17 protein-coding genes are annotated in these 23,175 nt (G+C 61.8%); 5 read left to right on the top strand and 12 right to left on the bottom strand.

Annotated features, from left to right (window positions below):
* Positions 1-58: 58 nt before the first annotated feature.
* The 5 genes from AC1HFW_RS22135 to AC1HFW_RS22115 all read left to right on the top strand — a co-directional run bounded on the left by AC1HFW_RS22135 (position 59) and on the right by AC1HFW_RS22115 (position 7,394).
* Positions 59-1,963 carry a polysaccharide biosynthesis protein gene (locus AC1HFW_RS22135; protein WP_479285235.1) on the top strand — a complete coding sequence of 635 codons (1,905 nt, stop codon included), beginning with the start codon at positions 59-61 and terminating at the stop codon, positions 1,961-1,963.
* A complete protein-coding gene (locus AC1HFW_RS22130; protein ID WP_479285234.1) occupies positions 1,960-3,090 on the top strand; it encodes a glycosyltransferase in 1,131 nt (376 codons plus the stop codon). The genes AC1HFW_RS22135 and AC1HFW_RS22130 overlap by 4 nt, the downstream gene beginning before the upstream one ends.
* A 156-nt stretch (positions 3,091-3,246) precedes the next feature.
* Positions 3,247-4,332, top strand: a complete 1,086-nt coding sequence (gene wecB / locus AC1HFW_RS22125; RefSeq protein ID WP_479285233.1) for a non-hydrolyzing UDP-N-acetylglucosamine 2-epimerase — start codon at positions 3,247-3,249, stop codon at positions 4,330-4,332.
* A 3-nt stretch (positions 4,333-4,335) separates the two neighbouring features.
* Positions 4,336-6,231: an asparagine synthase (glutamine-hydrolyzing) gene (asnB, locus tag AC1HFW_RS22120; protein ID WP_479285232.1), complete on the top strand. Its 1,896-nt coding sequence runs from the start codon at positions 4,336-4,338 to the stop codon at positions 6,229-6,231.
* Positions 6,232-6,242: 11 nt separating this feature from the next.
* Positions 6,243-7,394 carry a glycosyltransferase family 4 protein gene (locus AC1HFW_RS22115; protein WP_479285231.1) on the top strand — a complete coding sequence of 384 codons (1,152 nt, stop codon included), beginning with the start codon at positions 6,243-6,245 and terminating at the stop codon, positions 7,392-7,394.
* 87 nt (positions 7,395-7,481) lie between these two features.
* On the opposite strand, the gene AC1HFW_RS22110 is transcribed toward AC1HFW_RS22115, so the two are convergent.
* From AC1HFW_RS22110 to AC1HFW_RS22055, 12 genes are all read right to left on the bottom strand, one after another.
* Positions 7,482-8,549 (bottom strand): NAD-dependent epimerase/dehydratase family protein, encoded by a 1,068-nt coding sequence (locus AC1HFW_RS22110; protein WP_479285230.1) that lies wholly within the window; start codon positions 8,547-8,549, stop codon positions 7,482-7,484.
* A 20-nt stretch (positions 8,550-8,569) separates the two neighbouring features.
* On the bottom strand, positions 8,570-9,502 hold the full coding sequence (locus AC1HFW_RS22105; RefSeq protein WP_479285229.1) for an NAD-dependent epimerase/dehydratase family protein: 933 nt from the start codon (positions 9,500-9,502) through the stop codon (positions 8,570-8,572).
* 5 nt (positions 9,503-9,507) lie between these two features.
* Positions 9,508-10,449, bottom strand: a complete 942-nt coding sequence (locus tag AC1HFW_RS22100) for an NAD-dependent epimerase/dehydratase family protein (RefSeq protein ID WP_173000110.1) — start codon at positions 10,447-10,449, stop codon at positions 9,508-9,510.
* A 16-nt stretch (positions 10,450-10,465) separates the two neighbouring features.
* A complete protein-coding gene (gene asnB / locus AC1HFW_RS22095; RefSeq protein WP_479285228.1) occupies positions 10,466-12,376 on the bottom strand; it encodes an asparagine synthase (glutamine-hydrolyzing) in 1,911 nt (636 codons plus the stop codon).
* 126 nt (positions 12,377-12,502) lie between these two features.
* Positions 12,503-14,383, bottom strand: coding sequence for an asparagine synthase (glutamine-hydrolyzing) (asnB, locus tag AC1HFW_RS22090; RefSeq protein WP_479285227.1), 1,881 nt, complete (start codon positions 14,381-14,383; stop codon positions 12,503-12,505).
* Positions 14,384-14,483: 100 nt separating this feature from the next.
* Positions 14,484-17,054, bottom strand: coding sequence for a glycosyltransferase (locus AC1HFW_RS22085; protein WP_479285226.1), 2,571 nt, complete (start codon positions 17,052-17,054; stop codon positions 14,484-14,486).
* 45 nt (positions 17,055-17,099) lie between these two features.
* Positions 17,100-17,885, bottom strand: coding sequence for an ABC transporter permease (locus tag AC1HFW_RS22080; protein ID WP_479285225.1), 786 nt, complete (start codon positions 17,883-17,885; stop codon positions 17,100-17,102).
* Between the two features lie 4 nt (positions 17,886-17,889).
* On the bottom strand, positions 17,890-19,098 hold the full coding sequence (locus AC1HFW_RS22075) for an ABC transporter ATP-binding protein (protein WP_479285224.1): 1,209 nt from the start codon (positions 19,096-19,098) through the stop codon (positions 17,890-17,892).
* Between the two features lies 1 nt (position 19,099).
* Complete coding sequence (locus AC1HFW_RS22070; RefSeq protein WP_479285223.1) at positions 19,100-20,260, bottom strand: ABC transporter ATP-binding protein; 1,161 nt, start codon at positions 20,258-20,260, stop codon at positions 19,100-19,102.
* Between the two features lie 53 nt (positions 20,261-20,313).
* Positions 20,314-21,597 (bottom strand): glycosyltransferase, encoded by a 1,284-nt coding sequence (locus AC1HFW_RS22065; protein WP_479285222.1) that lies wholly within the window; start codon positions 21,595-21,597, stop codon positions 20,314-20,316.
* Entirely contained in the window at positions 21,594-22,322 is a 729-nt protein-coding gene (locus tag AC1HFW_RS22060) for a WbqC family protein (RefSeq protein WP_479285221.1), read from the bottom strand. Before AC1HFW_RS22060 ends, AC1HFW_RS22065 begins: the two co-directional genes overlap by 4 nt.
* Positions 22,319-23,140: a methionyl-tRNA formyltransferase gene (locus AC1HFW_RS22055; protein ID WP_479285220.1), complete on the bottom strand. Its 822-nt coding sequence runs from the start codon at positions 23,138-23,140 to the stop codon at positions 22,319-22,321. The genes AC1HFW_RS22060 and AC1HFW_RS22055 overlap by 4 nt, the downstream gene beginning before the upstream one ends.
* Between the last annotated feature and the right edge of the window lie 35 nt (positions 23,141-23,175).

Below are 23,175 nucleotides of genomic sequence, written 5' to 3'. Positions count from 1 at the left end.
GGCCGCAGGGCCTGTAAAATTTCATGCATAGATAACAAGGCACCCTCCGACGCCCCCCATGATCCTTCCCCTAGCCATCCGGCGTCTTTTTGTAGATTTGCCCCGCCCCGCCAAGCAAGCCCTCGCTGTTTTGCTTGACGCGATCATTCTATTGATCTCGTTCTACCTGGCGCTGTGGTTGCGCTTCGAGTTATTTTTCCTGAATAACTCCTATTTCGCATTGTCGCTGGCAGCGTGCGGGGGTGGCGTGCTCGCCATGGCGGGATTCCGGGTCTACAACTACATCCTGCGTTACATGAACGAACGGGTGATCCTTGGTATCACCGGCGGCGTGGCGGTGTCGGTCATGGTCGTGACCGCGGCCAATACCTTCCTGCAATTGGTAGGGCTGTCACGGGCCGTGCTGGTCATCTACGGGTCGCTCGCGATCGCCGGATTGGTGGGCACGCGCTGGGTCGCACGACGCGCGCTGTTCACGGACACCAAGGACGTCAGCGACCTGCGCATCCCCGTCATCATTTACGGCGCCGGCGGCGCTGGCTCGCAGCTGGCCACGGCATTGCGCGCCGGTCCCCACTACCAGCCCGTCGCCATGCTGGACGACGACCGCCGCAAGCATGGCCTGATGATCGCCGGCCTGCGGATCCATCCCCCGGAACACCTGCCCAACCTGGTCGAAAGGCACGGCGTGCGCCAGCTGCTGCTCGCGATGCCGACCGCTGGCCGCGCCCGCCTGCGCGAGATCGTCGACTCCGCCGAACAGTACCGCCTGCGCATCCGGCTGGTGCCGAGTCTGCGTGAACTGGTCGATTCCAACGGCCTGCGCCTGCGCGATGTTCGGGTGGAAGACTTGCTCGGGCGCGATCCGGTCGCCCCTGTCCCGGACCTGCTGGGACGCTGCGTCACGGGACGCAGCGTCATGGTGACCGGCGCCGGCGGTTCGATCGGCTCCGAACTCTGCCGCCAGATCGTTGCCTTGAACCCGACCCGGCTCGTCCTGTACGAAATCTCGGAGCCGGCGCTGTATGCGATCGAACAAGAATTGCAGCAACTGATCGGCACGCGCCCCATCGACCTCGTGGCGGTGCTCGGATCCGTTCGCGACTACCCCCACAGCCTGCACAGGATGGGGCTGCATCAGATCCAGACCATCTATCACGCGGCCGCCTACAAGCACGTTCCGATGGTCGAGCAGAACGTCGCGGAGGGCGTCGCGACCAACGCCCTTGGCACCTTCTCGCTGGCGCGCGCCGCCATCGCGGCCAACGTCAGCGACTTCGTGCTGATCTCCACCGACAAGGCGGTCCGCCCCACCAATGTCATGGGCGCCTCCAAGCGCCTGGCGGAATTGATTCTGCAGTCGCTGTCCCAACGCCAGAACGCCACCCGGTTTTCCATGGTGCGATTCGGCAATGTCCTGGGCAGCTCCGGCAGCGTCGTGCCGCTGTTCCACCGACAGATCCTGGCGGGCGGCCCCGTCACGCTGACCCATTCGGATATCACGCGCTACTTCATGACCATTCCCGAAGCGGCGCAACTTGTTCTCCAGGCTGGCGCGATGGGGGAATCAGGCTCGGTCTTCGTGCTGGACATGGGTGAGCCGGTGCGCATCCGCGACCTGGCCGAACGCATGGTCCGGCTCTGTGGCCTGACCGTGCGCGACGCATCCGACCCCGACGGCGACATCGAGCTGCGCGTGGTGGGGCTGCGCCCGGGCGAGAAACTCTATGAAGAACTGCTGATCGGCGGGGACGTCAAATCGACCCTCCATCCCCGCATCATGCAGGCGCGCGAAAACGACTTGCCGTACGAACAACTACGGACCGGCCTGGACCGGATGGAACAATCGCTGGCTCACTGGGATCGCGAAGAGATCGTGGCCACCCTCAAGACCCTGGTCGCCGAGTTCAATCCCCAGGCGGAGGCCTCTGTCTCGCGCCGCGTCGCCAGTATTGCCCAATGACGGTACGGGTCGCACACCTCACCACCGCGCATCCGCGCTTCGACGTCCGGATATTCCACAAGGAATGCCGCAGTCTTGCCAACAGCGGCTATCAGGTCGACCTGTATGTCGCCGACGGAGCCGGCGACACCCGGCGCGATGGCGTATCCGTCATCGACCTGGGCCGCTCGCGTGGCCGGGCGCACCGCATGCTGGGCAAGACCTGGGCGGCCTGGAACGCCGTGCGCAAGACGGATGCGCGCATTATCCACATCCATGATCCGGAATTGCTGCCCGTCGCGCTGGCCCTGCGTTGCATGGGCCGCGACGTCATCTATGACGCCCATGAAGACGTCCCCCGTCAGATCCTGAGCAAGCCCTGGATCAAGCCGTGGATCCGGCATGCCATCGCCTGGTCGTTCGAGCGGCTCGAGAACTTCGTGGCCAGGCGTTGCGCCGTCGTGGTCGGCGCCACGCCTCATATCGCCAAACGCTATATCGCGCAGGGCATCCATAGCATCGACGTCAATAATTACCCGATACCGGGAGAACTCGGCGATGCCGGTCCGCCGGCGAATGGCGCGGAACCCCGCGCCGCCCGCCCGAGGACGATCTGCTATATCGGCGGCATCACCCGAATGCGGGGCGCGGTCGAGATGCTCAGGGCACTGGAAAAGACCGATGCCCGGTTGATACTGGCGGGCCCCATGGAAAGCGAGGCGTTGCACGCCGAGCTCGCCGCCCTGCCTACCTGGAACCGCGTGGACTACCGCGGAGTTCTCGACCGGGCCGCGATACGCGACGTGCTGCATGAATCGCAGCTCGGCCTGGTGCTCCTGCATCCCGTTCCCAATTATCTCGACGCCTTGCCGGTCAAGATGTTCGAGTACATGGCCGCGGGCCTGCCCGTGCTGGCCTCGGATTTTCCGTTGTGGCGAGGCATACTCGACGCCTCGAACGCGGGGATCTGTGTCGATCCGCTGGATATCGACCGCATCGCCCAGGCCATCAACACGATGCTGGATTTGCCCGAATCCGAACGACAGGCAATGCGTGCCGCCGGTCGCGCCGCGATACGGGATCGCTACAGCTGGAAAAACGAAGAGGCAAAGCTGCTTGCCGCCTATGCGGTAATCGCGGCGCCATAGGCGCCGGCCGGGTCAAATCCCGGGAGTCCGGCAGGGGTATTCAAGTATCATTACGCTCTGTTCAAGCGGATCGGCGGGATGAGCGCGCGCAGGCGCGGCCCGCCCGGAAAATTGCCGCTCCACCACGTTCGGCCTCAGCCTGACTGATTGTCCAATATGACTACCAAGATTCTTACCGTTCTCGGCGCTCGCCCGCAGTTCATCAAGGCCAGCGTCGTCTCCGCCGCGATCGCGGCGGACCCGCGCCTGCAGGAAGTCGTGGTCCATACCGGCCAGCATTTCGACAGCAACATGTCGGACGTGTTCTTCGACGAACTCGGCATGGACAAGCCCGCGCATCAGCTGGACATCCACGGTGGCGGCCATGGCGAAATGACCGGGCGCATGCTCGGCGCCGTCGAACAGGTGCTGCTCAGCGAGCGCCCCGACATCGTGATGGTCTACGGCGATACCAATTCGACCCTGGCAGGCGCCCTGGCGGCGGCCAAGCTGCACATCCCGGTCGCGCACATCGAAGCCGGCCTGCGTTCTTTCAACATGCGCATGCCCGAGGAAATCAATCGCGTCCTGACCGACCGCGTATCGCGCTGGCTGTTCACCCCGACCCGCAGCGCCAGCGAAAACCTCATCAAGGAAGGGGTCGCCGAAAGCGCGATTACCCAAGTGGGCGATGTCATGTTCGACGTCGCGCTGCGGCATGGCGCGCGCGTGACTGAAGCGGGCGGTGCGCTGGCGCGCCTGGGCCTGACGCCGGGCGAGTATGTCCTCATCACGGTGCACCGCGCCGAAAACACGGATGACCCCCAGCGCCTGCGCGCGATCATGCAGGGACTGGAACAGGTCGCCGCGAGCCGCACGGTGGTCTGGCCCATCCATCCCCGCACGCGCGCCACGCTGGCACGCCTGGGATTGCTGGACAACCTGCGCAATCGCTTCGTCATCACCGACCCGGTCGGCTACCTGGACATGGTGCAACTGGAAAAGTACGCCGCCCTGATCGCCACCGACTCCGGCGGCGTGCAGAAGGAAGCGTTTTTCCACCGCGTGCCGTGTGTCACCCTGCGCGATGAAACCGAATGGGTCGAGCTGGTGGAAGCCGGCTGGAACCTGCTGACGCCGCCCTTGTCCGCGGATGCCATCGTAGCCGCCTGCGAGCGCGCGTTGACCATCCGCCCGACCGAGATCCAACCCTATGGCGCCGGCGACGCGGCGACTATCATCGCCACGCATCTGGCAGGCTAGGCCATGTGCGGCATTATCGGCGGCTGGTGGCGAACCCCCTTGCCCGATCTGCAAGCGCGGATAGAGCAGGGCATCCTGACCCTCAAGCATCGTGGCCCCAACGACCACGGCGTCGAAACCTCGCGCGCGGCGTGGGGCGAAACCGTGCTGGGCCAGACGCGGCTGTCGATCATCGACCTCAGCGCTGGCGGACACCAGCCCATGCGCTCGGCCGACGGCCGCTATCTGCTGGTCTATAACGGCGAGATCTACAACTACAAGGAACTGCGGCAGGAGCTGCGCCAGGCCGGTTATCAGTTCCTGTCGGACAGCGATACCGAAGTCCTGCTGGTCGCCTGGATGCACTGGGGCAGCGCTTGCCTGAGCCGGCTCAAGGGCATGTTCGCCTTTGCCATCTCCGACGCGCGGGACGGCACGCTAAGCCTGGTCCGGGATGCGTTCGGGATCAAGCCGCTTTTTTACCGCCACGTCGACGGTCAACTGATCTTCGGCTCGGAATTGCCCGCCATCCTGGCGCTGACGCCGCAGGAACCCCGGCTCGACTGGCAATCCGCCTATGACTACCTGGTGCACGGCCGCTACGATCACGGCGATCGCACGTTCGTCGAAGGCATCAGGCATGTGCCGCCCGGCACCATCCTGACACTCTCGCCCCAGACTGGCGCGGTATCGACACCAGCAACCTGGTGGACTCCGTCCATCAAGGCCCGCGAGACGATCAGCATGGCCGATGCCGCCATGCAACTGCGCGAACGCTTCCTGCAGAACGTCAGGCTGCACTTGCGCAGCGATGTTCCGTTGGGCGCCGCCCTGTCGGGCGGCGTGGATTCCTCCGCCATCGTCTGTGCCATGCGGCACATCGAACCGGACCTGCCCATCCATACCTTCAGCTTCATCGCCAAGGGCTCGCAGAAATCCGAGGAACGATGGGTCGACCAGATCAATGCCAGCGTCGGCGCCACCGGCCACAAGGTGGTGGTCGAGCCTCATGAATTGGCGGCCGACCTGGACGATATGATCCGCGCCCAGGGCGAGCCGTTCGGCAGCACCAGCATCTACGCGCAGTACCGCGTGTTCAAGCTGGCCAAGGAGCACGGCATCACCGTCGCCCTGGAAGGCCAGGGCGCGGACGAACTGCTGGCGGGCTATAACGGCTATCCAGCCCACCGGCTCGTCAGCCTGCTGCAGCAAGGCCGCCTGGCACAGGCCTGGGCCTTCATGAACCGGCAGAAGGACTGGCCGGGCCGGCCCGCGAGCCGGACCATCATGCAGGAAGCCGTGGCGCTGATGCTGCCCGATGCGCTTTACCACCGCGCCCGCAACGCGGCTGGCCGCAAGTCGGCGCCTTCCTGGCTGAACGTCGAACAATGCATCGAGGCCGGCGTCATCACCCGGTTCCCGCGCGATAACTGGCCGTCACCGGAACGCGGCCGTTGCCTCATGGGCGAACTGGCGCAATCCCTGACCAGGCGCGGCCTGGGCTGGCTGCTGCGACACGGAGACCGCAACTCGATGAGGTTTTCGATCGAGAGCCGCGTCCCCTTCCTGACCACGGACCTGGCGGACTTCCTGCTGGGACTGCCGGAAGAACACCTCATTTCCGCCCACGGAGAGACCAAGCACATCTTCCGGGCCGCCATGCGCGGCATCGTGCCCGATGCCATCCTGGACCGGCGCGACAAGGTCGGTTTCGAAACCCCGGAACTCGAGTGGTTGCGCGCGCTGGCCCCGCAGATCCGTGGCTGGCTGTCCGAAGACACCGGCGCGTCCTTCCTGGACCGGACGCAACTGGTGACGGAATTCGACGCCGTCATCGAGGGCCGCAAACCCTTCGGCTGGCAGACCTGGCGCTGGATCAATTTCCAGCGCTGGATGCATGTCATGAACATCCGCACCTAGGCGTCGCATCGATGAGCAAAACCGTCGCCCTTCTGGTGCTCAATCCGTTCACCAACGACAGCCGCGTCCTCAAGGAAGCGCTGTCTCTCAAACGCGCAGGCTACGAGCCGTTCGTCGTCGCCTTGCACGAACAAGGGCTGGCCGAGCGCGAAACCGTGCACGGCATCCCCGTCAGACGCATACGCCTGCTCAGCCGCGGCTGGCCAAAAATCCTGCCGGTCCAGGTCTTCAAGTACTTTGAATGGCTGTGGCGGGCCTTTCTCCTGGCGCGCAAATCCGACGTGGCGCACTGCAACGACCTGCCCACGCTGCCTGCCGGCGCCATGGCCCGCATACTCAGCCGCAAGCGCACACGGGTCGTCTACGACGCTCACGAATTCGAGATCAACGACGTCGCGAACGAAGCGCGCTGGAAAATCCGCGTCAAAAGCATCATGGAGCGCTTCTGGATCCGGCACGCGGACGCCACCCTGACCGTCAGCGAGTCCATCGCGGATGAGTACGTGCGCATGTACGGCATCCCCAAACCCGCGCTGGTGCTGAACTGCCCGCCGCTGGCGCCGCTGCCGGACGCGGACCTTTTCCGTTCGACGCTGGGCATTTCGCCGGACAGCCTCATTTTCCTGTACCAGGGAGGCCTGGCTCCGGGCCGTGGCATCGAGTCGATCATCGGGGCGTTCAAGGACATGCCGGACGACTCGCGCGTGGTCGTGTTCATGGGCTATGGCCCGCTGGACGCCATGATCCGTGAGGCGGCCGCCGCGCATGGCAATATTTACTACCATCCGGCAGTGTCCCCGGACGTATTGCCGGCCTATACGGCATCGGCCGACATCGGGCTGTGCCTGATCGAGAACCTCTGCTTGTCGTATTACTACTGCCTGCCCAACAAGCTGTTTGAGTATCTGATGGCCGGCCTGCCCGTGCTGGTTTCCGACCTTCAGGAGCTGCGCCGGTTCGTGGAGTCCCATCCCGTCGGGCGCATCGTGCCTCGCAATGACGCTGGCACGATCCGCGACGCGGTCATGGCCGTGGACCAGGCCACCGCCCGCGAGCATGCGCAGGCCGTCCTGGCAGCGAGGAACGAGTTCCATTGGCAGGCACAGGAACAGGTGCTGCTTGCGGCGTACGACGCCGTCGCCAACGCTCGCAGACCGGCCTGACCCACACGCCCGCCTCAAGGATCGACCAAAAAAAATCGCCGCCCGAAAGGCGGCGATTTTGCGTGTGCGGATCGAAATCCGCACAACTTACTTGGCCTGCGAGTACGCCGCGACCTTGTCCGCGTGCTTGGCCATGGTGCGCTCAATCATTTCCAGATTGCTGCGGGTCCAGTCGATGGTGCGTTGCAGACCATCGGCGATCTCCACTTTGGCTTCGAATCCCAGTTCGCGACGGGCCTTTTCCGGGCTGCCGAAACGCTTGCCGGAGTTGTCCCACGGACGCTTGGGCAGGCGATCCAGTTCCGTCGAATTGCCGGTGATCTCGTTGATCTTCGCGGCGAGATCGGCAATGCTGGTTTCCTTGCCGCTGGCGATGTTGTAGACCCCGCCCGGCGTGCCATCGGCCGCGCAGGCGATGAGGCCATCGGCCACATCGGTCACGAAGATGAAATCGCGCGTCGCCACGCCGCCGTTTTCCAACGGCAGGGGCATCCCCTTGAGGGATTTGTAGACGAACGTCGGCGTGACATTGCGCCACACCGTCGCCGGCGTGCCGCGCCATTGACCGGCGCCAAGGATTTCACCCGGACCGTAGACGTTCTGGAAACGGGCGCGAACCGTCGGCAGCTGGTGCTGCTTGTGGTAGTACACCGAATAGAACTCGCCGAAGATCTTCGACATCGAGTACGGGCTGTCATTGTTGTGCAGCGACACGATGTCGGTTTCTTCCGTCGCCTTGGCATCGTCGAAGGTCTTTTCGGCGATCGAGCAGCCGGCGGCCGAATACACCACCTTCTTCAGGCGCTTGAAGCCCTTCAGGCGCTCGTACAGCTTGAGCGTCGTCAGGGTGTTGTTCTCATGGTCCGCCAGCGGATCGTGGATCGAGCTTTGATTGCCGTGATACGTCGACAGGTGGAAAACGTAGTCGTATTCGTCCTTGAGCGAGGCCAGCAGCGCGTCGTCGGTAATCGACGTGTGGCTGAAGCGAACCGCCGGGTGATCCGGCACATTGACCTTCTCCGCGGACAGCAGGTTGTCGACCACGTGCACGAGGTTGACGTTCAATTCCAGCAGGCGCTTGACCAGGTTGCTGCCGACGAAGCCGGCGCCGCCGACGACCAGCACATTCGAATTGGCGAGTTTGGATGCGTTCATGATTCTCTTACCTGAAGACGTCAGGCCTTGGGCGCTGCGAGGTGACTGAAGATGTCGGTCACGCCGTATTTGTCGTACCAGGCCAGTTGGCCCGTGATGGTGTCCTTGAAGCTGACGGCGGCCTTCCAGCCAAACGCTTCCTCGGTACGGCGCGGATCCAGCACCACGCTCTGCACGTCGTCCTCGCCCGCCGGCACCACCGGCACGGGTTCGGCCAACGTCGCACCCACGTACTCCAGCACGACATCGAACACTTCCTTGATGGAGTGCCCTTCGCCGGTGGAAACGTTGAAGACGCCCGTGGGTCGTCCTTCTTCCAGCGCCAGGTCGGCGATGCTCAGGAAGTCCGACATATCCAGGAAGTCCCGGACGGTATCGCTGCAGAAGCACTTCTGGCCGGCCTTCAGGCGCTTGTAGAACGTCGGGATCGGCCCGATCGCCAGGCGCGGACCGGTCACGTTGGCCAGGCGCAGCGAAACCACCGGCACGTCGCCCATGAACAGGAACGCCTCGCCGGCCGTCTTCGAAATGCCGTAGCTGGTGAACGGCGCGGTGGGGTGGTCCGCGGGGATGGGGACTTGCTTGGGGCGGCCGTAGCAAAGGGCGGTCTGGAAGTTCAGCAACCGCTTGACGCCCAGGCGCGACGAGGCCTTGGCCACGTTGATGGAGCCCTGCACGTTGGTCGCGGTGTCTTCCGACCAGTCGGACGGATCCTTGTACGCGGCGGCGCTGTGCACCACGTGCGTCGGCTTGAATTCGTCGAACACGCGGTTGACCAGTTCCGCGTCCGTCACGGAACCTTCCACCACGGTCAGGCCCTTCACGGGCGGCAGGACTTCTCGCTTGCCGGTCGCGAAGTTGTCGATGACCAGGATTTCATGGCCCTGCGGCAGCCAGTGTTCGATCAGGTTCGAACCCAGGCAACCGGCGCCACCGGTAATCAGGATACGCATGGGGATCACTTGTTCTCGTTGATCTTCAGGTGGGTATAGCCACCCGACACGCCGTACTCGCGGAAGTACGCGATGGCGGCGGCGACCGTTTCCTTCAGCGGGGTGAATTCGATCTTGCCGAAGTCCTGCACCGTACGGGAAGGATCCAGCAGGATGGAAGGCGCATCATCCGGACCCAGGTCACGGATTTCGGGTTCCGGATAGGACGGCAGGCCCATCGCTTCGACCACGGCGTCGTAGAGTTCCTTGATCGCCACGTCGGTGCCCGACGAGAAGTGGTAAGCGCCATGGCCCGTGCCATCAACGGCGCGGACGGTGGCGCGCGCCAGGTCCTTGACGAACACGAAGTCGCGGCGGGCCTTGGTGACGAAGCACTTCTTGCCTTCCGACAGGCGCTGGAAGAAGATCGGCAGCGGACCGCTGACGTTGCGCGGGCCAACCACGTTGGCCAGGCGGAACGTCACGAAATCCAGGCCCGAGTATTCCAGGTAGTCTTCGTTGGCCGACTTCGAGATGGCGTAGCTGCTGTTCGCCGGATTGCGCGGATGGTCCAGGCGCACGGGCTGCTGCACCGGCTTGACGCCGTAGCACAGGGCGGTCTGGAAGTACACGAAGCGGCCGACGTTGTTCTTCTTGGCGGCCTGGATCACGTTCGAACCACCGACACAGTTGGTCAGCGTGTCGTTGTACCAGTCGTCCGGGTCCTTGTAGGAAGCGGCCGTGTGCACCACGGCGTCCGGCTTCAGGTCACCGATGAGCTTGTTGACCAGCGCATGATCCGCGATGCTGCCTTCCACGAAGGTCAGGTTCGGATGATCCTTCAGGTGCGCGCGACGGCCGGTGGCAAAGTTGTCGATGCCGACAACCTGATCGCCACGCTCGAGCAGCAGTTCGGCGATATGCGATCCGATCTGCCCACAAATACCGGTAATGAAGACTTTTTTCATGGCTATGCCTCAATGCTCAAATTGTTTGCTGATGTACATCATGGAACTGCTTTTGCCACAACTCCAGGCTAAGGAAGGCCCAGATGTTGCGGCTGAATAGACCTTCCTGCTGCATCATCTTTTCGATGTCGAACCCGGGCGCGAGGTACTCGCGCGTCCGGGCGTTGGCGCTGCGGAAGGTGTCGAGGATGAATTCGCGCGCCTTCCCGCCCTGGCGCATCCAGACTTGCAGGGGTACGGGGAAACCCATTTTATCCTTGCGCTCGCGAATCGCCTTGGGCAAGGTATCCTGGAAGGCCAGGCGCAGCAAACGCTTGAGTTCCCCATTCTGGAACTTGACGTTGGCCGGCACCGTGGCTGCCAGCTCGATCAACTTGTGGTCCAGGAACGGCACCCGCGACTCGATGCCATGCGCCATGCTCATGCGATCCTCGACCTGCAGCAAGGCCGGCAGCAGGGTCTTGAAGTCGAAATGGGTGATCGAATCGAAATACGATTCCTTGCCGACGTTCTTGCCCCAGAAGATCTCCTTGAAATCGTCGAAGGACGATGCCTTGCCCTGGAACATGTTCCAGTTCACCACATTGCCGAACGTGTTCGAACGATTGATCAGGCGGAAATAGCGCTTGTCGCGGGAATCGAAGATCCCTTCCGCCATGAATTCCTGGATCAGCGGCTTGTAGTTGCGCAGCGTGCGCAGGTTGGGAATGATCGACTCGTACGTGACGATGTAGTTGCCGTCATTCATGGTGCCATCAAGGGCGCCCTTGATGCACTGTTCCCAATACGCGATCAGGTAACGCGCATAGCCGCCGAAGGTTTCGTCGCTGCCCTGGCCGCCCAGCACGACCTTGATATGGTCCTTGACCAGGCGCGACACGGCGTACTGCGGAAACGAGCCCGGCCCGGCCACCGGCTGGTCCAGATGGTAGATGACCTTGGAGATATCGTTGACGAAGTCGTTTTCGGTGATATCGACCTGGTGCAGCTGGATGTCGTGCTCGTCCGCCACCACCTGGGCGTAGTGCGATTCATCGAAGGCTTCGCCGATGGCGAACTTGCCGGTGAAGCCCTGGAAGCGCTGCCCGGCGCGCTCGCCACGCGCCATGGCCGCGACCAGGCTCGAATCCACGCCACCGCTGATATAGGCGCCGACTTCGACGTCGCTGCGCATGTGCATGCGGACGGAATCACGCAGGCGTTCGCGCACCTGTTCGACGAAATAGACTTCCGTGTGATTCCAATCCAGGTTGTAGTGCACTTCCCAGTACTGCCGCTGGCGCAGGTTCAGATCGGCATCGACATAACCACAATGCGCCGGCTTGAGCTGGCGAACACCGTCGAACAGCGTCTTCTCGCCCAGACAGAACTGGAAGGCGAAATAATCGTGCAAGGCGTTGGCGTCGGTCGCCACGCGATCCAGGAATGGCGTCAGGCCCTTGATTTCCGAGGCGAAGTAGAACCCGCCCTGGCTGACCGCGTAGTAGAACGGCTTGATACCGAACCGGTCACGCGCGACGAACAATTGGCCCCGCGCTTCATCCCAGATTGCGAACGCGAACATGCCTTCCAGCTTCTCCACGCATGCTTCGCCCCACTTTTCGTAGGCGCGCAAGATCACTTCCGTGTCGGACGTCGTGTCGAAGAACTGCTCGCCGATCTCCTTGCGGAGTTCGATGTAGTTGTAGATCTCGCCGTTGTAGGTGATCACGTTGCCGGATCTGCCCCGCATCGGTTGCGCGCCGGTATTCAGGTCGATGATCGACAGGCGCGCATGGGCCAACCCCACCTTGCCCTGCGGATGTATCCATTTACCGTGGCCATCGGGACCGCGATGCAACTGGCGTTCAATGCCCACGGCCAGTTGCCGGTCGATAGAACCGGCCGGACGACTATCCCGCCAGACTGCACCAAATATTCCGCACATGTTCTTGGATTCTAAAAATGGGTAATCAAAATAAAACAAACCAGGCGCATACTGACGCGGGCTCCTCGGCAAGCAGGCGGCCTATGCGCCTACGACCGCCGCCGCGTCACGCCGGCCCGCCAGCCGCTACAACGGTTGCTTCCACCAATTTCCATCAAGCAGGCCAAACCACTCCGCCATGCTGACCCAGCGCCAGATGGCCCACGAATTGTTGGCCTGCCCCGCCTGGTGCGCATCCCAGACCTGCTGCAGGCCGGCGCGGTCGTAACCCTCGATGTCCCGCAAGCGAGACGAAAACAGCCGCTCTTCGGCCCAGCCCTTGAGGCTGCCCCTGAGCCAATGGTCCAGCGGGGCGGCATAACCCACCTTGTCCGCGCGCCAACGGATCGAAGACGGCACACTGGCGCCCGCGGCTTGCCGCAGGACCCATTTCTGCCAACCATCCCGTATCAACAGGTTGTCCGGCAACCGCATGCAGAAATCCACCAGGTCATAATCCAGGAACGGCAACCGGCTCTCGCGGGAAAACGCCATGCTGTTGCGATCCGCATAGCGCAGCAGCATGGGCAGGCTGTTGTAGAGCAACGCCTCTCCCAACGTGCGCCGCAACCGCAACCCCGGCACGGGCTTCACCAACCCCTCAGTATAGGGGCCGTGCCACACCCCCGGGCGGGCCAATGCATAGCCAGCCACTTCCCGCAACGAATAGGCGGTGGCGGCGTTGAATCGGCGGCCGCTGTCCTGGTACCCCTGGGCCGCGATGCGCAGGCGCCGGTTGAACAGATAGGTCTCCTTGCCGGCGCGCCAGAACTGGCGCCGATCCAGCATATCCAGCTGGAACTGCTTGAACCAGAACTGATAGCCCGCCAGCAGTTCATCCGCGCCCTGGCCGTCCAGCAACACCGTGGTCTGGTTCTCCCGGGCCAGTCGCGCGACGCACCACTGCAGGTAGATCGAGGCCGACATGACCGGCTCTTCCTGGTGCCAATGCATCCGCATCGACTCCTGCTCCAGTCCGGTGGCCGAGGGCCGCACCTTGTGCGACGTAACGCCGGTGTAGTTCACCACCTCGTCGATCTGCGGCCCTTCCGACATGGTCGGGTCTTCATCGAAACAGGCCGAGAACGTATTCTGGACGAAGCCTGCCTTGCCGCGCTCCTTGGCCAGCACGCCCACGATCGTGGAGGAATCCAGCCCTCCCGACAGGCTCGAGCCGATCGCCACATCCGCGCGCAGGCGCATCTTCACGCTGCGCGCCAGCAATTCCTCGAACCGGCCAATGGCGTCGGCGGGCTTGATGGACTCATCCACGTCATTGTAATCGGGCGTCCAGTAGCGCCAGCGCGACCGTTCGGCGCCATCGGCGCCCAGCTTCAGGGCATGGGCGGGCGGCAACCGCTCGATGCCGTCGAAAAACGTGTCGCGCCCGTCCTCGTACCAATGCGCCTTGGAGAACGCATTCAAGGCCTCCATGCGCGCACCGACGATGAAATCCGGATGCGCCAGAATGGCTTTCATCTCGGAAGCGAGCGCCACAGTGCCATTCGGGGCGCGGCCGATGAATAGCGGTTTTTCGCCGAATCGATCCCGCGCGACAAACAGTTCGGCGCGCCGGGCGTCCCACAGCGCGAACGCGAACATGCCATTGAAGCGTTCAACGCAACGGTCACCCCAATGGGCGTAGGCGGCCAACAGCACCTCGGTATCGCTGTTGGTCCGGAACAGGTATCCCTCGGCCTTCAGCTCTTCCCGCAACTCGATGTAGTTGTAGATCTCGCCGTTGTAGACCAGCACCAATTGTCCATCCAATGCCGCCATCGGCTGATCAGCATGGTGCGAGGTATCGATGATCGACAGGCGACGGTGGGCGAGCCCCACGCGGCGATCGCCATGCACCCACGACGACGCATTGTCAGGACCGCGATGAGCCAGGCGGTCTCGCATCAGCGCGAGCACGGGATCGGCGATCGGCGCCCCCGGGGAAATCAGTGCAACGAAACCGCACATAGCGTATGTATTCCGATTCGATATCGCAGTATTGAGGCGCCCGGGGTGCTGTCGTCCCGCGCCGGCGCCACGGATGTCTTTGGGTAAAGGCCTGGAAAAATCAGAGGTACCGGCTTATCCAATAACGGGCCTTCTGCGGCAGCAGGCGCCATACGAAGCGCAGGCTGCGATAGCCGATCCTGCGCCCCTCCACCCTCAGCAGTTTCCATACCGTGGGCGGAACCACGTATTTCAGCGGCAGATCATTGACGACCTCTTCCCGCTTCAAGCCTTGCTTCAACAGCGAATCCATCAACAGCCAGGCCTGCGCATCCACGTACGACAACTGGCGCAGGCCGCCGCTGCGGCTTTGGGACAAGGCCGGCACGCTGTAAAGCTGGCAGCGTGGCCGATGCAGGTAGCGCGCCTCGAGATCGCTGTCCACGCCAGCCACGAAATTCCGGTAAGAATAACGGCCGCTGCCAATGATATCGCGATAGGCGCGGCTGGTAAGTTCCTCGAGATAATCCAGGTCTTCCAGCTTGGCAAAGACCTCGTCGATATTCGAATAATCCTGGCGCAGTGGAATGTAATGCACTCCCGCTTCCAGGACACCCGAGTATTCGCCTTCGAACAATACCAAAGCCGTCCCCAGACGCACCGCCTCGAAAATCTTGGGCGATATCTGGTTCATCTTGATATTGCGCTCGAGCGGCTCCAGCAATTGACGATAGACATCGTCGAAGGTCGCGCCCTGCTGGGTCCGCAGCAAGTCGTCGATGCGCGCCCGCAGCGTGCCATCGAAGTCAAAGACGTTGGAACCGCTCTCGGTGCCCAGCGTTGAACGCGCCGATCCCAGGAAGCGGTACCAGTCCGCGCCATAGATGCGCTTGGTGTCGTCGACTTCAATGTCGACATTCAAGCCGCGATCATCCGCCAGCTTGCGGACATCGACACCAATCTTGTACTTCTGCCAGCCCAGCGTGCCGTAGAAGTAGGGCAGCATGCGGCCGCGGTAGGCAATCCGCACCTGCCGTTCGCGCAACGGCGTCTGATATCTGTAGAGATGCGGGTCTTCCGGCACATAACCGGTCAGCGTGGGCAGGAAATCCGTTAACGGGAAACGCGCCCGCGGATAGACATATTCCAGGTACTGAGCAGGCACGCAGGTATAGACGATATCGAAACCGATCCGGTCCATCCATTTACGCGCCACCTCGGTGGTGTCGTATTCGTCCTGGATGAAAAGCACTTTCAAGCCACGGAAGCGTTCCAATGCGCGCGCCACGGACTCGGAAAGGTGGTTTTCGATGGAGATGCGGATCGAATAATGCACCAGCGCCACGTCATAGGCGCTCAGATCCGGATCGGGCCAGGCATCGCCATAAGGAATGCCGCCAGTGGCAGGCATGTAGTGGAAATTATGACGGGAATACTGCGAGAACGCCTCGGCATGCTCCGCAATCGTGCTGACGTGCGTGGACCTGTCGTCATACAGCATGACCGCATTCAGGCGTCCTGCCACGGGCCGCTCGCGGCAATCGCGCAGGCCCTGCAGGATCGCTCTTTGAACCGCGGCAAAACGCGCGTCGTACGACACCAGCGCCGCGGCCTCGTCGCGCAGCCGCAGCATCTCGGGATCACGACGGCTGGGCTGCGTCGCGATGATCGCGGCGGCGAACTCCTCGGCCGTGGTGGCCGTCTGGAACAACTCGGGTTGCTTGTCCAGCGCCGTGATCGGCACGGTCACCACCGGCAAGCCGCAAGCCACGTACTCGTACGCCTTCAAGGGCAGCGAATTGCGGATCCAGTCGTCGGCGATATAGGGAATCAGGCCGACGCTGGCGCGGCACATCTTGTCGCTGAACTCACGCGCCCCGAGCTCGCCGAAGTACTTGACGTTGGGATGCGTCAGCAACAGCTTCCAGCCCGCCAGATCGGCATCAGCCTTGCCACAGAACCAGAAGGTCCAATCGGGTAGCTGGTGCACGAGGCTGTGCAGCAGCTCGAAATCCAGCCGCTTGTTGATTCCGCCCTGGAAGATGGCGACCTTGTCCTGGATGGCAGCGTCGCCAACGGCACGGCGCAGATCCGCCAGGAACTGATGGTCGCAACCGTTCTCCGCGACGATCAGGTTGCCGCCATATTCGCCCACGTTCCGATAGGCGCCGGCCACGCCATCGCTGACCGCCACCACCAGGTCGACCGCGCTGTGCAACAGACGGCGCAGCGCTTGCGAGATGGCTTGCTGATTCAGGCTCCAGCCCTCGCTCGGGGTGAAGTAATCCTCGGTCGCGTGATAGACCGTATAGGCGTTGGGCAAGGCCTCGATCAGCGGTTGGTAATGGCAGCAATCGTATATCCACAGCAATGGACGCCGGATACCACGGCGTTGCAGCAGATCAAGAAACCCCGTGACCGTCGCCTGGCAACAATCGGAGGTGGAGTGCAATATCTCCAGGCCCTCCACGCCGCTCTCTTCCACTCGCAGGGAGCTGCCCGGCAATTCCCAGGGTTGCACGAAGAATACCGGTAGCAGTTTCGCAAAGCGGGTCGCGTAGTGGTAGCGGTTGCTGCGCGGCTCGGTATGCCAGTTCGACCAGGTGAGCATGATCACCGCGTCGAATTCCTGAGAGAGCAGATCGACGGGGGCAGTGCTTTGTGCGAGAACGGCGGATTGCGTGGAAGTCATGGCTGTTTATTCGAAGATGATCGTGGACTGGCACCTGAACTCTGGTTATAGAGCACCTTCAAAACTTCCCTTGACCCGCCGGAACGCTCTCAAGCCCGTATAAAAGATGATCGCCGAAAGCACCGCGACGTAAGCAAGGCCCGAAGCATGCGGCGACGCATGGTGAATCAGGGGCTGCCTATAACCTTCAACAATGATGTAGAGCGGATTGAATTCCGAGATCCGTTTCACCACATTCGGCATCATGTCGATCAAATAAAACACCGGTGTGGCAAACATCAGGACCATCAGCAGATTGGGCAGCACGAAGCTCACATCGCGGATGAAAACGGTAATGGCGGACAACCAGAGAGCCAATGCCGCGACAAAGAAGAACTGCAGGAAAATGACCAGAGGTACCCAGATGATGTGCCAGGTCGGCGCATTGCCATCCACAATCAGCAGGATGGTGAGAAAGATCAGACTCACTCCCAACGGCACGAACCCCATGGCGGCCGAAGCGAAGGGCAGGATTTCCGTCTTGAACGCCAGGTTCTTGACCAGCCCGGACGCGGCAACCACCGCGGTGGAGCCCGCGATGATCGACTCCGATATCGCCAGCCAAGGCCCGTAGCCGCTGATCAGCCAGGTCACGTAGGCCAGGGTGGTGTCGGCGCCCGGCAGCCTCGACTTATAGACGAAGCCGAATACGAACGTGAAGATCCCCAACATGATGAGGGGATTGGCGATTGCCCAGATGCTGCCCAGCCGGGATCCCAGATAGCGATCCCGCAGATTCAGGATGAAGAAATTGTAAGTTAGGGACAGATCCCGTTTATCGAAGCCGAGCATATCGTTATTGAGTCTGATCCATTACGGGAATTGCGCGAACGCGGGACGGGTACAACATCAGCGGCCGTCCGCCCGCAGGCGGTTTTTGCGTGAAAACCTCGAAAATGACGCTGCGATTGGCCTGTTCCTCACCGCCGTGCCAGACGCTCTCGGCCATCCGGTACACGCCCTGCCCCAGCACCAGCGGCCGCATCGCCATGTTCAACCTCACTTCCCCGCCAGCGCGGTGTCCGGCCGCGGGCACGTCGATGCGTGCCACCAGCACCCCGTCCAGCCTGGTGACCTCGAACGTCACGCGGGTCGTGGCATCGCATTCGGCAGCCCGGATTTTAGTACGGATGACCAGATCTTCCCCGGCTTCCACCAACATCCTGGCGCCGTTGCCGTCCCCCTGCAACAACTGCAGGCTGTCGACAGCCCAGCCGGGACGGCTGAACTCCTGGCTCGCCTCCGACTTGAACCGCTCCAGCAGACGGGCTTCGTCCTCACCCCGCACGGCATCGACGTACGCGCTGCAAACCATGGCGGGCGTGTCATCCATGATCACTTTGCCCTGGTCGATCCAGAGGCACCGGTTACACATGCTCTGGATCGAGTTCATCGAATGGGACACGATGATCACGATCTTGCCGCGCTCGCACAGTTCGCGGATCTTGGCCGTCGCCTTGTTCGCGAAGTGCGCGTCGCCCGCCGAGAGTGCCTCGTCGATGATCAGGATTTCCGGCTCCAGGCACGAGATCATCGCGAAACCCAGGCGCGATTTCATGCCGGTGGAATAGGTCCGGACCGGCAGGTCGATGAACTCGCCAGATTCGGCGAACTCGATGATCTCGTCGATCACGGCGTCGATCTGCTCGCGCGCGCGGCCCTGTACCTCGCCGTCGATATAGATGTTCTCGCGGCCCGTCGCATGCTCGCGCAGGCCGACCCCCAGGGTCATCACCGCCGTGACCTTGCCCTGCACCTCGATGGAGCCGCTCGTGGGGCGCGTCAACTCGGCCAGCATGTGCAGGAAGGTCGACTTGCCGGCGCCATTGCGTCCGACGATACCCACCCGCTCGCCCATGCCGATGTCCAGCGTGATGCCGTCCACCGCGATCTTCTGGCGCTTACCGCCCGCCTGTCCGATATCGCGCGGCAGCGTCGATCTCGCTTCGACCGCGGCCAGGTCATAGTGCTTGCGCAGGTTCTCGACACGAATAGAGAAACTCATCTTATTCCTTCCATTCCTCGAACGTGACGGGCAGCAAGGCAGCGGCCTCGGTATCGGGGCCTTCCACGTGCAATCGGTATCCGTTCCCGGTGGTCCAGCCTCTTGCGTCCAGGATCGACGCGTCGTCCAGCGACTTGTTCACCTTGAGCAGCCCCACATTCAACGAGTAGTCGCCCGGCGGCAGGGGCAGGGCATCGATGGCAAGCTCGATCACGTGCTTGCCCCGGGTGCTGGCAATCAGCGTCCGGTCGCCAAGCAGCAGGATCTCCCAGCCCACGCCAATACGCATCATTTCAATGGAATAGGAGAACGCCAACGGCACGTCCTCGTCCAGCTCGACCTCGAGCCGCAGCACGGTGTCGGCCCCCGAACGGGCGGTCTGGATTGCCGGATTGGCGCTCGAAAAGCGCGCCACGTCGCCCTCGGGTATCGGCAGGTCAAGGTACTTCACCACCGACTGGTCGCTGGGCCCGGACTGCACCAGGCGGCCGTTTTTCAAGATGTGCGATTGCTCGCACAAGCGCAGCGTCGACACCCAGTCATGGGTGACCAGGATTCCCGATGCCCCGTTGAGGAGCAGCTTGCGCATGCGCAGCCAGCACTTGGCCTGGAAATGCTCGTCGCCGACCGACAGCAACTCGTCGATCAGATAGACGTCGTGCTGCAATGCCGTGGCGGTGGCGAAATACAGGCGCGCCGCCATGCCCGAGGAATAGCTCAGGATGCGCCTGTCGAAATTCTCGCCCAGCTCGGAAAAGTCCTGGATGTCATCCAGCAAGGCGGCCTGTCGCGCCCGGGCCACTCCCATGATCGCGAAATAGCGGCGCGCGTACTCCCGGCCGGTGAGATGGCGGTTGCCCATGCCCCCCATTTCGAACAATCCACAGACGCTCCCCACCACCGCGACCTGCCCCGTGGTGGGCTGATAGACGCCGCCAAGAATGCGCAGCAGCGTGCTCTTGCCAGCGCCGTTGCGCCCGAGGATGCCGACGATCTTCCCCGTGGGCACCTCGAGGGATACATCTGAAAGGGCCTCGAATTGGCGGCCTTTGCTCGCCAGCCCGAACAATAGACGAACGAAGCTGTTATCCCGATCGATCGAGAATGTCTTGCTGACATTCTGACAACGGAGGGCGATCCCCCCGCCTTCAATTTTTGCCATTTCCATGCCTTGCTGAATGTCAGCAGAATTGCGCACCGCCGGTCCCGCCTCGCTCAGGACCTGAGCAACGGGTCCCCTTTTAGCAGCTTTAGGTAAATCTTGTCGAACCGTTTTGCCCCTTCCTCCGACGAATGCCACTTCAAGGCAAACGCCCGGCTGCGGCGTCCGATTTCCGCCCGCTCCCCGGGGTTGTCCAACAAATTCTTCACCACCTCGTAAACCGTCTCCGGCGTGGCATTGACCACCGGCAGCTCATCAACATATTCCGGACACTCTTCGCGCATGCTGTCGAGCCATTCAGGACGAAGAAAGCAGACGTATGGCTTGCCCAGCATCATGGCCTCGCGGCCATTCGCGCCGAAAAACCCGAACGTAAGCATATCCAGCACGATGTCCGCCTGCATCTGGTAATAGCGGATTTCCTTGTTCGGGACGTCCGAGAAAGTCAGGTGCTCGACCGGATAACCTTCCTGACGGAAACGTTCGATCAACGGCAAGTAGATATGGGTCGACTTGATATTGACGCCGCTCTCGTCCGTTCTGGTCGCACTGTTGCCCACCACGTGGTACAGCTTGATCGAATCGGCCGGCAGATCGAGGCGATATTTCTCGGGGATCGGCAAGGCGGGATCCCAGAATTTTCCGTCCAGGCAGAAAAACCCGGGGGCTTCGTGCACACGGGGATCATCGTTGTAATCGGCACGGTTGCCGCCCAACGTGCATTGGTAATCAGCGATGCTGTTGCGATAGCGCCCCCACGCCAGGTTCTTCTCGTCACTGCATACTTCGGGGTGGTTGCGCCAGTTACAGGATGCGCACACGGAAACCGGCTTCCATTGGCTGAACTTGGTTTGCGAGACACCATCCAGGCAACCAGTATGGGAATAAGCCACTTTCTTCCCCAAGCGCCGCAATAGTGATATCTCGAAATCCTTGCCGAACCGTTCCGCGATGAACGTTTGGAGTGGATAACCGAAAACGATTCCACCGATATTGGAAAAATGGAATATGTCGTACTTCCAAAGAGCCCTCAGATAGAACTCGAACTGGTTCCGGACGCTGGCCTCATCCTGCTCCGAGAAACGAAAATCCTCTCCGTGATAGTAGATCTGCGAACCTTCGTTCAAATCCCAGTTCAACACATCGGCGGTCCATCCGAGCTGGCGAAGTCCACGCGACAGATACCAGGCATGATAATAGGACTGACCGGAGTACAGGATCGCCTTGCGCGGAAAGAACTTTGCCCTGAACCTGAAAAACGGGATCACCAAATACTTGAGCAGAAACTCCCTACGCGCATAAATCTTAGGGTGCAGGACGATATCACTTATTTTCATAAATTACTGGTTTTGACATTCAACATTTCCCCCACCGCCTCGGTACCGCAGTGCATCAGCGCATCAATGATGGAGAGGCCGGGTTGGAAATCATCACTTTTGAATTGCTGGTAACGGGGATGCACGAAATTCTGATATTCAAGGCCCAGGCCATGCGTTTCGAATTTCTCGTCCTCCTGGTAACCGGAGGCTCCTCCCCCGCAAAGGTAGGCACTGGCGCCAACCGCGGCCACGGTGGCAACGAGCAGATCAGTGGCGCTACCCTCGGTAGCCAGGCTTGAAGCCCTGACCGTACTGCAATCGAGACCGATCCTGTCGCATATCTCGTTAATAGCTGTAATATTGTATTCGCTCAACAAGACCTGATCATTCATTATCAAGAGGTCGAGCCATGGTTGAATATTCTTGAAATGGCGAGCCTTGGCATATTGTGACATTACCGTTTTGCGCAGGCTTTCACGCCAATTTGGCTCGCGATCACTGAACCTGACTTCACGAATCGGTTTGACACCGTGGTAGGTCCGGTCCAGCGGCGCACTGATCCAACGCGCCTGGCCGCCAACCAGCAATTGCACCCGATTCGCCCAGCCGCCTCCGGTCTTCTGAAGTTGCGCGTCGTCCAGGAATACAAAAACGTCCGAGCGCGACATTTTTTCAAAATAACCCAGCCACGGGAAAAAATTCGGCTGATGAATGGCACATAGCCTGCGATCGACGCTGTTCATTCCTGATATTCCAACCAATCATTCAATTTCCGGCGCAGCGCCGGGATCTCGGCCATGGGCACGAATTGCCGCACGTGGCGCCGCTCTTCGCCTCGCTGCACGTAGGCTCCGCCCAGCGGTTCGACCTGGGCGCGAATCCAATTGAACATTTCACGATCGCTCATCGACGCCAGGTCAAGCCTGGGGGAATCCGCCTTCAACCGCGAATTCCTGCTGGCCGCCCGTTCGTCCTGTGGCACGCCGACCCCCGCCTGCGCCACGATGTCCCGAAGGCGGTCCCGGAACAGTTCCTCCGTCGCTACCAGTGCCTTTTCGTGCAGCGTCTTCCAGGTATCGGTATCGGTGATCGGAAAGACTGCCTGGGCGACAACCGCCCCGGTATCGAGACCCGCATCCAAGCGGTGAATCGTGACCCCCGAAAATGCTTCGTCCCGAATCAGGGCCCATTGGATTGGATTGGGACCTCGATTGCGGGGCAACGCCGCGGCATGGACGTTCAGCGCGGCGCCATCATCCATCAACCCCAATATCTCTGGCCGAATGATCATCGAGTATGAATTCGACAGCAGCCGATTCGGCGCAAGCGCGGCCAGCGCGGTTACGAACGCCGGAAACTCTGGTTCATCATGACGCGGCTGTACCAACAAGGGCAAGCCCAGCGCCTGCGCCTGGTCGCGTAGCCGATCGATGTATTGAGGCCGGATGCCGGCAGCGACGACGACGGTTATCCAGCCCGCAGGCAGATGCGGCAACACTTGCGCGAAGCCGGCATCGTCCACAAACAGCGCGATGCGCGGCTCACTCCTCGGTGTTTTCATTGACTCGCTCCATGCATACCCGTGCGCCTTCCCGG

Source organism: Achromobacter sp. ISS7, assembly GCF_056523125.1.
Note: the sequence above shows the minus strand (reverse complement) of the source record. Positions and strands in the feature narration are given on the sequence as shown.